Source organism: Ideonella lacteola, assembly GCF_038066555.1.
GTDB classification, from domain to species: Bacteria; Pseudomonadota; Gammaproteobacteria; order Burkholderiales; family Burkholderiaceae_C; genus Ideonella; species Ideonella lacteola.
Window position 1 is genome coordinate 23,221 of the sequence record NZ_JBBUTG010000018.1, and the last position, 13,675, is coordinate 36,895.

Below are 13,675 nucleotides of genomic sequence, written 5' to 3' on the forward strand. Positions count from 1 at the left end.
ACGTCGACGGAGGGCCGCTGGCCCACACGCGGCCGCCGGACTTGCACGCGCGCTTTGCAGCCCGAAGGCACTGAGCCGGCGCAGTCACCCTCCGCTGGCTGACGTTCATTCATGTAAAGAGCGGACGTGGACGGAAGTTGACCATACAGCCATGGCTGCCCCAAGGGGTCTTCCTAGGATCGAGTTCCCGCCGCCGGCCTGGGCCACGAGCCCGGCCCAAGCAGGCGGGGCCCGTTCGGCACCAAGCGATTCGCCAGTGCCGGCTTTTTATGTTCCTCAGGAGACTGCAAACATGCAATCACGTCCCTCGACCCTGTGGCTCGCCGCCGCCCTCGCTTTGGGCATGGTCGCCACCGCGCACGCCGCCGCTACGCGCGACCAGGCCTCGTCGGCCTCGGAAGCGGCTCAAGGCGTGCCAATGGTTCCCACCGGCAAAGGCTATGGCGCTCCCGCCGCCGGCCAATTCGCGCCCGAAGTCAAGTCGGCTCTGGCCAACGGCATTGACTACCACGGTGGTCCGGTGATGTCGGCCAAGGGTGGCCAGAACATCTACATCATCTGGTACGGTGACTGGGCCACGCAAAGCCCGACCGGCAAGGCGATCATCACCGACATGTTGAAGAACATCACCGGTACGCCTTACCACAACATCAACACCACGTATTACCAGAACAACAAGCCGGGGAAGAACGTCAAGAACAAGGTCAACCTCAAGACCCAGATCGACGACGCTGGCAAGTCGCTGGGCTCGGCCCTGTCGGACGATCAGATCAAGCAGTTGGTTCAGGGTGCTATCACCGGCGGCAAGTTCCCGTCTGACAAGAACGGCATTTACCTGGTGCTGACCACGAAGGACGTGAACGCCACCTCGGGCTTCTGCTCCCTGTACTGTGGCTGGCACGACCACGCCTCGATCTCGGGCGTGGACATCAAGTACTCGTTCGTGGGCGACGCGGCTCGCTGCCTGAGCTCTTGCGCCGAGCAATCGGCCAGCAGCCCGAACGACAACCCGGGTGTCGACGGCATGGCCAGCGTGATCATGCACGAGATCGAAGAAGCCGCCACCGACCCGGATCTGAACGCCTGGTACGAGACCTCGACCGGCATGGAAAACGCCGACAAGTGCGCCTGGACCTTCGGCGCGCAACAGACAGCCCCCAACGGCTCGAAGTACAACGTGCAATGGGGCCCGCGCAAGTTCCTGATCCAGCAGAACTGGGTCAACGCGAATGGCGGCAAGTGCGCCATGCAATATCCCTGATGATGCGTGTCGACTGCTGGGCGCTGGCCGTGGCCGGTGCTTTGCTGTTGAGCTCGGCGGCTGGGGCCGCCGAGCCGGCCGGAGATCCGCCGCCGCGGTATGGGAAACGCTGGCTCCGAGCCGCAAACGACAGGGCCGCAGGTGGGGCTGTCCGAATCGACCGCACTTCCTGTGGCCCCCCTTCTTTGGCCGCCTCTCAGCGCCAGTGAATGTGATCCATGAACGGCGGCCTGACAGGGAACTGAGGGAGCCCGGCGGGCGTACCGAACCTGATCGAATTGGGTGACGCCAGGCCGCGGCGCGCTGGTGCAATGTGCGATCGAAATAGTCTCCGGCCATCGGCGGCCTGGGCTCTGCAGGATGATTCGCGCTGGGGCGCGACCTGTCGCGAGCCCAACGGTATAAACGAGGTCATCGGCGAACATTCAAATTCGAAGCGCCACTCCCCGACTTCCTGACCGATGAGCACTTCTCACAGTTCCCCCGACGGACGTCATGGTGAGCCAGAGCACCCACCCTTCCTGCGCGGCGGCGGTCAGATGGGGAACCTGATCCGGCGACATGACTGGACATCGACACCGCTGGGAGACTTTTCGCAATGGCCGGCGGCGTTGAGAACGAGTCTGCGCATCCTGTTGACCACGAATCACCCGGTTTTCATCTTCTGGGGCCCGCAGCTCATCTGCTTCTACAACGACGCCTACAGCCGTTCGCTCGGACCGGAGAAGCACCCCGTCATGCTCGGCGAGCCGGCGCAGCGCCACTGGCAAGAGATCTGGCCGACGATTGGGCCACAGATCGAGCATGTGATGTCCGGTGGCGGGGCTACGTGGCACGAGAACCAGCTGGTGCCGATCATTCGCAACGGCGCTCTCCAGCAGGTGTACTGGACCTACAGCTATGGTCCGATCGACGACGACTCGGCACCCCATAGCGTGGGTGGCGTTCTCGTGCTTTGCACCGAGACAACCCGGCATGTTCAACAGGCCGAGCGCATCGAAGCACAAGAGCGGCGCTGGCGCGAACTGTTCAACATGGCGCCCGGCTTCATTTGCGTGCTGAAGGGGCCCGAGCACCGCTATGAGTACGTCAACGTCCGCTACATGGAGGTAGCTGCCCAACGTGCGGTGATCGGCCGTACCGTCCGGGAATGCCTGCCCGAGCTCGCCGCACAGGGCTTCGTCGCGGTCCTCGACGGGGTGTATGCAAGTGGTGAAGCCTACACGGCACGTGCCGCCAGGGTCGCGCTGCGCGACGAGACCGGCATTGAGCGGACCTGCTACCTCAGCTTCGTGTACCAGCCTATCCGCGACGAGTCTGGCAGCGTCATAGGCATCTTCGTCGAAGGTCACGACGTGACCGAAGAGGCGCGGGCCACCGCAGCGCTGACCGACACACTGGCCAGCATCACTGACGGCTTCGTGGCCCTCGACGAAGACTGGCGTTTCGTCTTTGTCAATCCGGAGGCCGAACGCCTGTTAGGCCAGTCGGGGAGCGACCTGCTCGGTCGCACGCATTGGCATGTGTTTCCGGGGATGTCGGGCAGCGTTCTCGAATCTCACTTTCGCCATGCCGCATCAGGCGAGTTTCGTGCGTTCGACTTCTTCTACGATCATTGGCAGCGTTGGTTCGAAGTGCGTTGCTACCCCCGCCGGGGCGGCGGTGTGGCCCTCTACTTTCAAGACGTGACGTCGCGGCGCCAGGCGGAGGCGTTGCGGTCAGAGGCGGAACAACGTGAACGGGAACGTGCAGAGGAACTGGAAGCGCTGATGGAGAGCGTGCCGGCCTTCATCTGGATCACGCATGACCCTCGTTGCGAGCACGTCACGGGCAACCTCAACTCGTACCGGCTGCTCGGCATGGATCCCGGAGCAAATGCGACGGCAACCCCCGGAGGCGTCGACGCGCCGCGGCGCCACTTCCGCGAATACATCGATGGCAGACCAGCCGACCCGCAGGACCTGTCACTGCAGCGCGCCGCGCGCACGGGCCGCGCCACCGTGCCAGGTGCGGTGACGATGGTCTTTGATGACGGAAGCCGACGCCATCTATGGGGCGGTGCCGCACCTCTGCACGACCGGGTTGGAAACGTGCGAGGGGCGGTTGCGGCGTTCGTCGACGTCACAGAACTTCGCGATGCCCAGCGCCTGCTCGAAATCCGCGAGCTGCAGTTGCAGACCATCACCGACAACTCGCCTGACATCCTGGCCCGATTTGACCGTGAGAGACGGCATGTGTACGTGAATCAGGCGATCGAGCGCGTGACCGGCCGCCGCCGCGACGAGTTCATTGGCAGGACGAGCGAGGAGCTCGGCTTGCCCGCCCTGCAGGTACTCGAGTGGAACTCTGCGCTTGATCGGGTCTTCCAGACCGGGCAAGCGGAGAGACTGGAGTTCTCAATGGAGGGTCCAGACGGACATCGCCGCAGCTACGTCTCTCGGCTGATCCCTGAGCCCGCACTCGATGGCGAAGTGCCGCATGTCGTTGCGATCGTGCAGGACGTCACGGAGCAACGTGAAGCGGAGCGCGCCATCCGAGATGCCGAGCGGCGCAAGGATGAGTTCATCGCCACCCTGGCGCACGAGCTTCGCAATCCTCTTGCACCGCTGCGAACCAGCCTGCACATCCTTGAGCGGAGCGATGACCCCAAGACGTTGGCTCGCGTGCTCGCCATGATGCAGCGCCAGTTGACACACATGGTGCGTCTCGTGGACGACCTGATGGACGTTTCTCGCATCTCAGCCGGCAAGATGGTCCTTCAGCGCACGATGTTGAAGTTGCAGAGCGTGATCGATGCTGTTTTGGAGAGTTCGCGCCCGTCGATCGAGTCTGCAAAGCACCGTTTGGAAGTGAGTCTGGACCCCGACCCGTTGATGGTCGAGGGCGATGCCGCCAGGCTTGCCCAAGTACTTGGCAACCTGCTCCACAACGCCGTGAAGTACACGCCAGACGGCGGGCGCATCGTGTTGCGTGCGTGGCGGGAGGGTGACACCGTGCTGGTGGCAGTAAAGGACGACGGGATTGGCATTCCACCCGAAAGGCAGGTCGATGTTTTCCGCATGTTCACCCAGATGAACACGTCCCTTGACCGTTCTCAGGGTGGCCTCGGAATCGGCTTGGCACTGGCGCGGAACATCGTAGAGCTTCACGGCGGGACGATCGCGGTCGCCAGCCAAGGGCTTGGCCGCGGCAGCGAGTTCACCGTTCGCTTGCCTTCAGCCCTCGGAGTGACCGGCTCCCCCACACCCACTCCAGCGGCGGCGGCGGCCCAACCGGTGGGCGCGAGTGCCCTCCGACTCATGTTGATCGACGACAACCGAGACGCAGCAGACAGCTTCGCCGTGTTGTTGCGACTTGGAGGTCACGAAGTGCGTGTGGCCTATGACGGGCTCGAAGGCCTGGCGATCGTGCAGCAGTGGCGCCCACACGTCGTCTTCGCGGACATTGGCATGCCAGGTATGAATGGCCACGAGATCGCCAGGCGGCTGCGCGCATGGGACCCAGAGCACCGCCTGCTGTTGGTGGCTGTGACCGGCTGGGGAACTGAGAAAGATCAGAACGAGAGCAGGGCAGCTGGCTTTGATCGACATATGACCAAGCCGGTTGACCTCGGCCAAATCGAAGAGGTGTTGTCGGCAGTTGCTGCACTCGCTACCGAGCACGGTTCAGCGGGCCCCGCCGAGGATGGCCGCGGCGCGTTGCCCAGCGGGTGATCTTTCAGACCCGCCGCCGCGGGTGAAGCGCCGGCCAGCCAGGCACGCTGATTGCCCGATGGGCGCCTACCAGTGCAACAGGCGCCATTGTCGCCATCGGAGCAGCCCCACGATCAGCCTCGCGGCAGTTGTCGGGCTGGAAAGTCATATCCGCAGTTCAAATGGACGTTCTCGTTGTCGACGACAACCCCGACTCGGCGGAGCTCATGGCGATGCTGCTCAGCATCGACGGCTACGTCGCCAGGTTCGCCATCCGGTCGGAGGAGGCGCTGGCCCTGGCCTCGGAATCACCGCCGCTTTGCGCGCTGATTGATGTTGTCATGCCAGGCCTGTCGGGCCACGAACTGGCCAGCCGCTTGCGGGACAAGTTCGGAGACAGCGTCGTCCTGATCGCTGTCTCAGGGCTCGCACCGTCCGACGCGGGGGTGTCGCCTGAGTACGCGGTGTTCGACCACTACCTTCCCAAGCCGATTTCCCAGGAGGCGCTGCGACGTTTGCTGCCCCCGCTGTAAGCATGCAGCCCGCGCTCGACACCCGCCCCTGCTGCGCACACTGACGACCATCGAATGCCCATGAAGGAACTCCTCGCGACCCAGTCCCCTGCCACGTCCGAAGATCGGATCCTCGGCGATCTGCGTTCCGCCACGAGGTCGCACCATGACCGTATCGAGCGCCTGCTGGCCCTGGATCAACCGCTGACATTGCGTCGCTACGCCGCCATCATGGTCGGGTTCAACGCCTTCCTCGGCGCATGGGAGCGCGAACTGCGCACCGCACTTCCGCCGCGCCTGAGCGATTGGTTCGACGCGCGCAGCCGGGTCCGCTTCGCGCAAGATGATCTGGCCTACCTCGGCATTCCCGGCGCTCATGCCTCGCCACCCGCGACGCGCATCGGTGTGGACGGTCTGCCCGCGGCGTTCGGCTCGATGTACGTCATCGAAGGATCCGCGCTTGGCGGGCAGGTGATTGCGCCACAGCTCAAGAGAGACCTGGGGCTCGAGGCGGGCCGAGGCGCCAGCTACTTCAATGGTTTCGGCTTGCACACCGGCGCCATGTGGCGCGACTTCCGTCAGCGCGCCGCTTCAGAGATAGGAGGCCAACCCGTCGATCTCCATGCCGCGCGTCGCGCCGCATCCAACACGTTCGAAGCCTTGATCGCCCGCTTCGAACCCCTGGTCGCATGAGCGGGACTGCGGCGGCAGGGCCACCGGCGCCTGAAGAGGGCGACGCTTGCGCCAACGAGCCGATCCGCGTGCCCGGGGCCATCCAGCCTCATGGCTGGCTGCTCACGGTGTCGGTGGATGGCCGTCAGGTGATCGCTTGGAGCGACAACTGGGCCAGCTTGCTTCAGGGCCCGCTCAAGGCCGGGGCTTTCGCAACCGTGCTTCGCGAGTGGCGCACCGATCTGCTCCGCCTGATCGACGGGGAAGGTCCGCAATCCATCGGGGTCACGGATGTGTGCGGCCAGCGGCTGCATGTCACGGCACACCGCTTGGGTCCGTGCGTTCATCTCGAGTTCGAAGTCGACGCCGTGGATCTGGGGGCACGCGCACCCATCTATCGCTTGGCCCGGCACGTTGTCCCGTTGATGCAACGGTCCGACTCGGTGGCTTCGGTCTGCCGCGTGGTGGCCAGCGAGATGAAGCGCCTGACGGGCTTCGGCCGCTGCCTGATCTATCGCTTCGACGCCGAAGGGCATGGCGAAGTGCTGGCGCAGACGCTCGACGACGGCTACGACAGCTACGACGGTCACCATTTTCCAGCGGGCGACATCCCCGCGCAGGCCCGGGCGCTGTACCGCCTCAACCATCTCCGGCTGATTCCCGATGCCCACTATCAGCCGGTGCCCGTGCGCTACGCCGATGGTCAGCACACCGCGTTGACACTCGACCTGTCACAGGCCCAGTTGCGCAGCGTCTCTCCCGTACATCTCGAATACATGCGAAACATGGGCACCGCAGCGTCGATGTCGGTGTCCATCATCGTTCGCGGCGATCTTTGGGGTTTGGTCTCCTGCCACGACCATTCGCCCCGGCATCTGCCATACCAGACCCGCATGGCCTGCGAGCACCTGGGCCAGCTGATGTCACTGCAAATCGAGGCGAAAGAAGAGAATGAGCAGGTCACCGAACAATTGCGCCTGCGGCAACTCACCCTCGCGATGGTGGGACGGATGGCCGATAGCGATGCCACGCTGCAAAGGCTCGTGGACGAGCCCGCCACGCTGCTTCGACTCGGTCGCGCCGTCGGCGCCGCGGTCATCCTCAACGACCATTGCTGGAGCGTCGGCGATACGCCTGATGCGAAGACGCTGCGGCAACTGGGCGAGTGGCTGGCCCATCGCATCGAAGAGGTGACCCATACCGACCGGCTGCCCCAAGTCGCGCCAGACTTCGTCGATCGGCTGGCAGGGTCGGCCGGGCTCTTGGCCATCTCCATCTCGAAGCTGCACCGTCACTACGTGGTGTGGTTCCGCCCGGAGATCGTTCAGACGATCACCTGGGCAGGTGATCCACGCAAAGAGGCGGTCGGCGAGACCGGCCAGCTGCATCCGCGTCGCAGCTTTGCCAGCTGGGTCGAGCACGTCCGCGGCCGCTCAGCGCCTTGGACGCCAGCGGAGGTCCACGCGGCGCTGGAATTGCGCCACGCGTTGATCGATCTCGTCCTGCGCCGTGCGGAGGAAATGGCCGAGGTCGCGGCCGAACTCGGCCGTGTCAACAAGGAACTCGAGGCGTTCTCATACACGGTTTCCCACGACCTGCGAGCGCCCATGCGGCACATCGCCGGGTTCGTCGACCTGGTTTTGGAGATGGACAGCGGCGGGCTCACCGACAGGTCCAAGCGCTATCTGAACCACGTGAAAGAGGCTTCGGCGCATGCCGGCCTGCTGGTCGATGCCTTGCTCGAGTTTTCGCGCATGGGCCGCGCCGCTTTGAAATGCGGCTGGGTGAACGCTGACCAGCTCGTGAACGACCTGATCGCAGAACAGTCAAGTGTGGATGCCGACAACGAGAGGATCGAATGGCGCGTCGCCCATCCGCTGCCGCGGCTGTGGGCCGATCCGGTGTTGATTCAGATCGCCCTGCGCAACCTCATCGGCAACGCAGTCAAGTACAGCCGCGATCGCCGGCCTGCGCGCATTGACATCGATGGCATCGACGACCACCGCGGAACCGGCCTGTCCATTGCAGACAACGGCGTCGGGTTTCAGATGAAGTACGTCGGCAAGCTTTTCGGCGTCTTCCAACGCTTGCATCGGGCGGAAGCCTTCGAGGGCACCGGCATCGGCCTGGCGAGCGTGCGGCGGATCGTGGAGCGCCACGGCGGCGCTGTCGAAGCGTTCGGCGAGCCCGATCGAGGCGCCCGGTTCTCGTTCACGCTTCCCCTTCCGGGCGAAGCGGTCCCCTCTCAGATCTCCCCATGAGTGCCAACGCCATGCTCAAGCCTATCTTGCTGGTCGAAGACGATGCGCGCGACCTTGAACTCACCCTCGTCGCCCTGGAACGCAGCCAGCTCGCGAACGAGGTGATTGTGGTCAGAGACGGCGCAGAAGCCCTCGACTACCTCAACCGCGCGGGTGCGCACACCGACCGCAGCGAAGGCAATCCCGCGGTCGTGCTGCTGGACCTGAAGCTACCCAAGGTCAACGGGCTGGAGGTGCTACGCACCGTGCGCGGCACTGCTTCGCTCAAGAGCATCCCCGTGGTGATGCTCACCTCATCGCAGGCGGAGTCCGACGTCGTGCAGAGCTACGAACTGGGCGTGAATGCGTACGTGGTCAAGCCCGTTGAGTTCAAGCAGTTCGTGGCGGCCATTGCCGACCTGGGCGTCTTCTGGGCCGTGCTGAACGAGCCGCCGCCGGGATCGCTGCGGACCAGTCGCCGCTATGAGTGAGGCCCGGCGCATGAAGGCCTCATCGACCGCGCTGCGAATCCTGCTGCTTGAAGATTCAGCGTTCGATGCCGAACTGTTGCATGCCGCGCTGGAATCGGCTTACCCCGGCACGCGCTTTTCTTGGGTGAAGGACGAATCCGGCTTCACGTCGGCGCTCGCCGACGAGTCCTTCGACCTGATACTTTCGGACTACCAACTGCCTGACTACAGCGGAGCAGAGGCGCTCGACCATGCGCGGTCCGTGGCACCGTCTACGCCATTCATCTTCGTCTCGGGCGTGATCGGAGAAGAGAACACGGTCGAGTTGCTCAAACGGGGCGCTACCGACTACGTCACCAAAGGCCGGCTGGAGCGGCTGCCGGTCGTCATCGACCGCGCACTGAACGAAATCGCCCAGCGCGAAGCCCAGCGTCGCACCCAGGCGCAGTTGCGAGAGGCCGATGCGCTGTACGCCAGGGTGGTGGATTCTCTGCAGGACTATGCGGTGCTGCTGCTTGACGACCAGGGCCTGATCCGCGACTGGAACCGCGCCGCGGGCAGCATCTTCCAGTACGAGCTGGAGGAGGTGCGCGGCCGGTCCGCCTCCATCCTGCTGCTGCCTCAAGACCGCGCGTCCGGTGTGCTTGAGCAGGAAATGCAGACCGCCGCGGCCACCGGCTCGGCCAGCGACGACCGTTGGCTGATGCGCAAGGACGGCACCCGACTGCGAGCCGAAGGCGTGCTGACCGCCCTGTACGGCGAGAGCGGCCAAGCCAGCGGGTTCTCGAAAATCGTCCGCGATGTGACGGCGTCGTACGAGGCCGCGCAGCAATTGCGCCGGGCGAAAGAGGAGGCCGAGCGCAGCAACGAACTGAAGGAGCAGTTCCTCGCCGTCCTTTCTCACGAGCTGCGGTCGCCGTTGAGTGCCATCACCGGCTGGGCCGACATCCTCGACCAACGCGCTGGCGGCGACCCCATGCTTGGCAAGGCGGCGCAGGTCATCCGCCGCAATGCCCAGCTGCAAGCCCGCATGATCAACGACCTGCTCGACATGAGCGCGGTGGCTGCTGGCAAGCTGCGGGTCGAATGCGAGACGATCGATTTGTCCGCGCTCGCCACAGAGGCCCTGATGTCGCAGGTGCAGGCCGCGCAGGCACGCGGCTTGTCCATCGAGAGCCAGTCGGACGGCCCCGTCTGGGTGTGCGGTGACGCCCAGCGCTTGTCCCAGGTGATCGGCAACCTCGTCGGCAACGCGCTGAAGTTCAGCGTGGACGGCGGACGCGTGCAACTCACCACCTCTTTGGCGGACGGCGAGGCGCTTCTGGCGGTCGACGACGATGGACAGGGCATCAGCGCCGAGTTCCTGCCCCATGTCTTCGATCGCCTGCGTCAGGAGGACGGGTCGATCACGCGCAAAGCAGGCGGCTTGGGGCTGGGGTTGGCCATCGCGCGTGCGATCGTCGAGTTGCATGGCGGTCGCATCGCGGCCTTCAGTGGCGGTCCGGGTCGGGGCGCGCGCTTCGAAGTCCGCCTGCCCACCGTGGCCGCACCCGCCGGGCTGGGCTTGCCGGCCGCGCCGAAGGCCACGGTGGCGCCGGCTGCGCTGAAAGGTGTCCGCGTCCTGTTCGTCGACGACGAGCTGGACGCGCGAGAGGTCGGCACCGCGGCCCTTGACGCCCTGGGTGCGGAAGTGGTCGCGTGTGCGAGCGCTCAGGAAACCCTCGAGCAACTCGCGGCACGGCAGTTCGATGTATTGGTCTCAGACATCGGAATGCCAGGCATGGATGGCCTCGCATTGATCCGCAGGGTGCGGCAGGACGCTCGAACGGCAGCGCTGCCAGCCGTGGCACTCACGGCCTTCGCGATGCTTCACGATCGCAAGGCCGGGCTGGCGGCGGGCTTTCAGGCCTATGTGAACAAGCCCATCGAGCTCGATGTGCTCGGCAAGGCCGTCATCGGGGCGCTGCGGGCACGCGTGCCCGACCCAGGTGCGCCCACGTAGCGCCCTTCACGGCTTCGACGACGGTGGTCACGCTCGACGCTGCGCTGCAGGATGCCACCCGCCTTGTGGCGACAACGACCGCCCACGGAGCGGTCGACCGTCGGAAACGGTGGCGCAGCCGCACCGCTACCCAGACTGGCTACCCCAGCTGGACGCCGCATGCGGATCCGCGCGGTGTCGGTCAATGTATTAACGCGTTACGTCAAGTAATTACCTAGCACTTCAATTCGTCGCTAAACGTGACGCAATGCACAAGATTCGGCGCGCCGGTCCGCACTTAGGGATACGTGCGGGAGGAATGGGTAGGCACCATGCGCCGCGGCACATCGTTGTGTCATCAATTCAGGCGTTAGACGCGCCAGCCTGTCTCGAGGCATTCGAGAAAAATCACCAAGGGGGAAAGTGATGTATTCAGCCTTTCAATCGATGCTGCGGAGCTTGCTGCCGACCGCACTGGCGCTGGCGGCGAGCTGCGCCATGGCGGCGCCCACGTACGACGTGAAGGTCATTGCGCCACCGGAGCCTCTCGGCGACGGTGTCCACGACGTCTACTGGTACAGCGCGATCGACCTCAACAACGAAGGCAAGTCGCTGACGGGCATGTATCAGTACATGAACCCCTGGTGCGGCTGCTACAAGACATTCGACAAGAACGGCAACAGCATGGGCATGCCAATGGCGCTGACGCCGCCGACCCAAGTTACCAACTTCGTCGGCCTGAACAACCTGGGAGACGTGATCGGCTCTGTGACGCACTCGAACGGGATCTGGATGGGCGTCGTTCAGAAGGACCAGGGCTACAGCGCCGCCGTGCACGGCCTGCCGGACGACATCTACGATGGCTTTTACTCCGACGCCTTTGCGTACGGTGCCAACGATGTCGGGCAGGTCGTGGGGCAGGCCACGAGCTCCAACGATGGACGCAAGCGCGCCTACGTCTGGAAAGACAAGGTGATGGTCGAGGTCGGCACCTTCGGGGGCGCCACCAGCACCGCCACTTCGATCAACAACCGCGGTGTCGCGGTGGGGTACGCCGACCTCGCTGATGGTTCGCGCCACGCCTTCGTCTATCGCAATGGCAGCCTGAAAGATCTGGGGACCTTGGGCGGGGCGAACTCGACGGCGGCGGAGATCAACAACAAAGGACAGATCATCGGTACGTCGCAGCAGGCCGATGGCGTCGAGCGGGCGTTCATCTACAGCGACAAGATCATGAAGCCCCTGCCGACGCCGGAGGGCGCCAGTTCGAGCGCACTGTCGATCAACCGCAGCGGCTACGTGATCGGCACGTACCGTCTCGATGGGCAGAACTACTCGTTCCTGTACGACGGTGAGGCCGTTCACCGGGTCAGCGATCTGGTCGACCAGACGGGGCCGTGGACGATCGAATCGGCGGTGGCTATCAATGACAAGGGCTGGATCCTCGGCAACGGCCGCAAGGCCGGCGACCTGCACTCCACGGTGCTGCTGCTCAAGCCGAAGCAGTGACCCGCACTGGCCGAATCGGCGCGAAAGCGCCAGGTTCGGTCGGGGCGTGAGGGGCGCCATGCCTTGGCGGCGCCTCTCGTCAAATCTCGACGTGACGTACTCGTAGATGAAAGCCAACGTGTCCCAAATTGGGACCACGTCCAAGGCCGAGACGATCAGGCCGGGATGACGCCGTGCTGGAGACGGCGGCGCAGCCGCGCCGCCACCAGACCCGCTACTGCGGCGTCAACTCCGCCGCGGACCGCAAGGCGATGCCTGGGGCCGCGGGGGCTTCAGGCGCTTGGGCAGTATGGTGCCCCGCCTCCCACTGCCTGGCCAGATCCACCAATCGCTCGAAGGCAGCGCCTTCGGTGAGCAGCGCCGCCTTGGATGCATCGTCCAACGGCTTCTCGATGCCCAGTTCGTCGCGCGGCATGCGGTCGTCGCGCACCGACTTCATCAGGCGCTTGATTTCAGACGCCGCGTGCATCGGTGTCTGCAACAGCACCAGGCGCTTGGAGCCATCCGGGTTGTTGGGCACATGGCAATCCATGCACTGGCTTTCTCGCATGCGCAGCGCCAGGCTCTTGTAGGCCGAATCGAGCTTTCCGATGTAGGGGTTGTCCGCGCGGAACAGGCCGTCGAACACCGTCACGGTCGGCTGGCTGCGGCCTTGCGCGTCTGTCCAGCGCCATTGCCCGTCAAAGGCAGGAGGTGTCACATGGGCGTTGGCCTGGATGGGCGGGTGGCCGCCGAACATCGTGAACTGCGCCACCTTGACTCGCTCGATCTTCGGGTCCCACCAGAGGATCAGGTCGTTCGCCTTCTCGTACATGCCCCATTTCTCGGCCTCATGCCAGAACGGGTACGGGAACTGCCCCGGCGGCAGACCGTTTCGGAAGGCCGTCTCCAGTCGGATTTGGTAGAGCTTCTCGCGTTCGACGTAGTTGACGCTGAACTGACCATTGAACATGAACAGCGGCACGTACATGCCCGCCAGCACATCAGGGCCGAACTGCGTCAGCTTGGTGTCGACCAGCTTGGCGGCAGGGTCGCGCTGGCGGCCCCAGAGTACGAAACTCTGCAGGCTGCGCTTGAAGCGCGAATCCCGAAACAGGCCGGCCCGGCACTTGTCAAAGGCGGCCTGGTCGGCCGGCCCAGCCACCGGGCACAGCCGCGACAACTCATCGGCGATCTGCGCGGCGGCCTGGATGACCTTGGTCTGGGTCGCATCGGCATCCGCCGGTGCCTGGGCCAGTACCGGCATGCAGGCGGCCACCGCCGCGGACACGAGCGCTGAGGGCTTCAACTTCTTCGTCAAGGTTCGCTCCATCGTGGTAGGGGGAAAGCTTGGCTTCA

General features: G+C 64.7%; 9 protein-coding genes. 8 read left to right on the plus strand and 1 reads right to left on the minus strand.

Annotated features, from left to right (window positions below; translation table 11 throughout):
- Window positions 1–292: 292 nt before the first annotated feature.
- The 8 genes from AACH06_RS22310 to AACH06_RS22345 all read left to right on the plus strand — a co-directional run bounded on the left by AACH06_RS22310 (window position 293) and on the right by AACH06_RS22345 (window position 12,337).
- Window positions 293–1,261: a hypothetical protein gene (locus AACH06_RS22310; protein ID WP_341427990.1), complete on the plus strand. Its 969-nt coding sequence runs from the start codon at window positions 293–295 to the stop codon at window positions 1,259–1,261.
- Window positions 1,262–1,722: 461 nt separating this feature from the next.
- Window positions 1,723–4,974: a hybrid sensor histidine kinase/response regulator gene (locus tag AACH06_RS22315; RefSeq protein WP_341427991.1), complete on the plus strand. Its 3,252-nt coding sequence runs from the start codon at window positions 1,723–1,725 to the stop codon at window positions 4,972–4,974.
- Between the two features lie 161 nt (window positions 4,975–5,135).
- On the plus strand, window positions 5,136–5,486 hold the full coding sequence (locus AACH06_RS22320; protein ID WP_341427992.1) for a response regulator: 351 nt from the start codon (window positions 5,136–5,138) through the stop codon (window positions 5,484–5,486).
- Window positions 5,487–5,540: 54 nt separating this feature from the next.
- Window positions 5,541–6,158, plus strand: a complete 618-nt coding sequence (locus AACH06_RS22325; protein WP_341427993.1) for a biliverdin-producing heme oxygenase — start codon at window positions 5,541–5,543, stop codon at window positions 6,156–6,158.
- Window positions 6,155–8,398, plus strand: coding sequence for an ATP-binding protein (locus tag AACH06_RS22330; protein WP_341427994.1), 2,244 nt, complete (start codon window positions 6,155–6,157; stop codon window positions 8,396–8,398). Before AACH06_RS22325 ends, AACH06_RS22330 begins: the two co-directional genes overlap by 4 nt.
- An 11-nt stretch (window positions 8,399–8,409) precedes the next feature.
- Window positions 8,410–8,868: a response regulator gene (locus AACH06_RS22335; RefSeq protein ID WP_341428070.1), complete on the plus strand. Its 459-nt coding sequence runs from the start codon at window positions 8,410–8,412 to the stop codon at window positions 8,866–8,868.
- Between the two features lie 10 nt (window positions 8,869–8,878).
- On the plus strand, window positions 8,879–10,849 hold the full coding sequence (locus AACH06_RS22340; protein ID WP_341427995.1) for an ATP-binding response regulator: 1,971 nt from the start codon (window positions 8,879–8,881) through the stop codon (window positions 10,847–10,849).
- 405 nt (window positions 10,850–11,254) lie between these two features.
- Window positions 11,255–12,337, plus strand: a complete 1,083-nt coding sequence (locus tag AACH06_RS22345; protein WP_341427996.1) for a hypothetical protein — start codon at window positions 11,255–11,257, stop codon at window positions 12,335–12,337.
- A 214-nt stretch (window positions 12,338–12,551) separates the two neighbouring features.
- Here the strand turns inward: AACH06_RS22345 and AACH06_RS22350 are convergent, their stop codons facing one another.
- Entirely contained in the window at window positions 12,552–13,637 is a 1,086-nt protein-coding gene (locus tag AACH06_RS22350; protein ID WP_341427997.1) for a hypothetical protein, read from the minus strand.
- Window positions 13,638–13,675: the final 38 nt, after the last annotated feature.

Bases quoted from the DNA above. Each gene is read 5' to 3' on its own strand.
- AACH06_RS22310 (WP_341427990.1), top strand. From the start codon at position 293: ATGCAATCACGTCCCTCGACCCTGTGGCTCGCCGCCGCCCTCGCTTTG.
- AACH06_RS22315 (WP_341427991.1), top strand. From the start codon at position 1,723: ATGAGCACTTCTCACAGTTCCCCCGACGGACGTCATGGTGAGCCAGAG.
- AACH06_RS22320 (WP_341427992.1), top strand. From the start codon at position 5,136: ATGGACGTTCTCGTTGTCGACGACAACCCCGACTCGGCGGAGCTCATG.
- AACH06_RS22325 (WP_341427993.1), top strand. From the start codon at position 5,541: ATGCCCATGAAGGAACTCCTCGCGACCCAGTCCCCTGCCACGTCCGAA.
- AACH06_RS22330 (WP_341427994.1), top strand. From the start codon at position 6,155: ATGAGCGGGACTGCGGCGGCAGGGCCACCGGCGCCTGAAGAGGGCGAC.
- AACH06_RS22335 (WP_341428070.1), top strand. From the start codon at position 8,410: ATGCTCAAGCCTATCTTGCTGGTCGAAGACGATGCGCGCGACCTTGAA.
- AACH06_RS22340 (WP_341427995.1), top strand. From the start codon at position 8,879: ATGAAGGCCTCATCGACCGCGCTGCGAATCCTGCTGCTTGAAGATTCA.
- AACH06_RS22345 (WP_341427996.1), top strand. From the start codon at position 11,255: ATGTATTCAGCCTTTCAATCGATGCTGCGGAGCTTGCTGCCGACCGCA.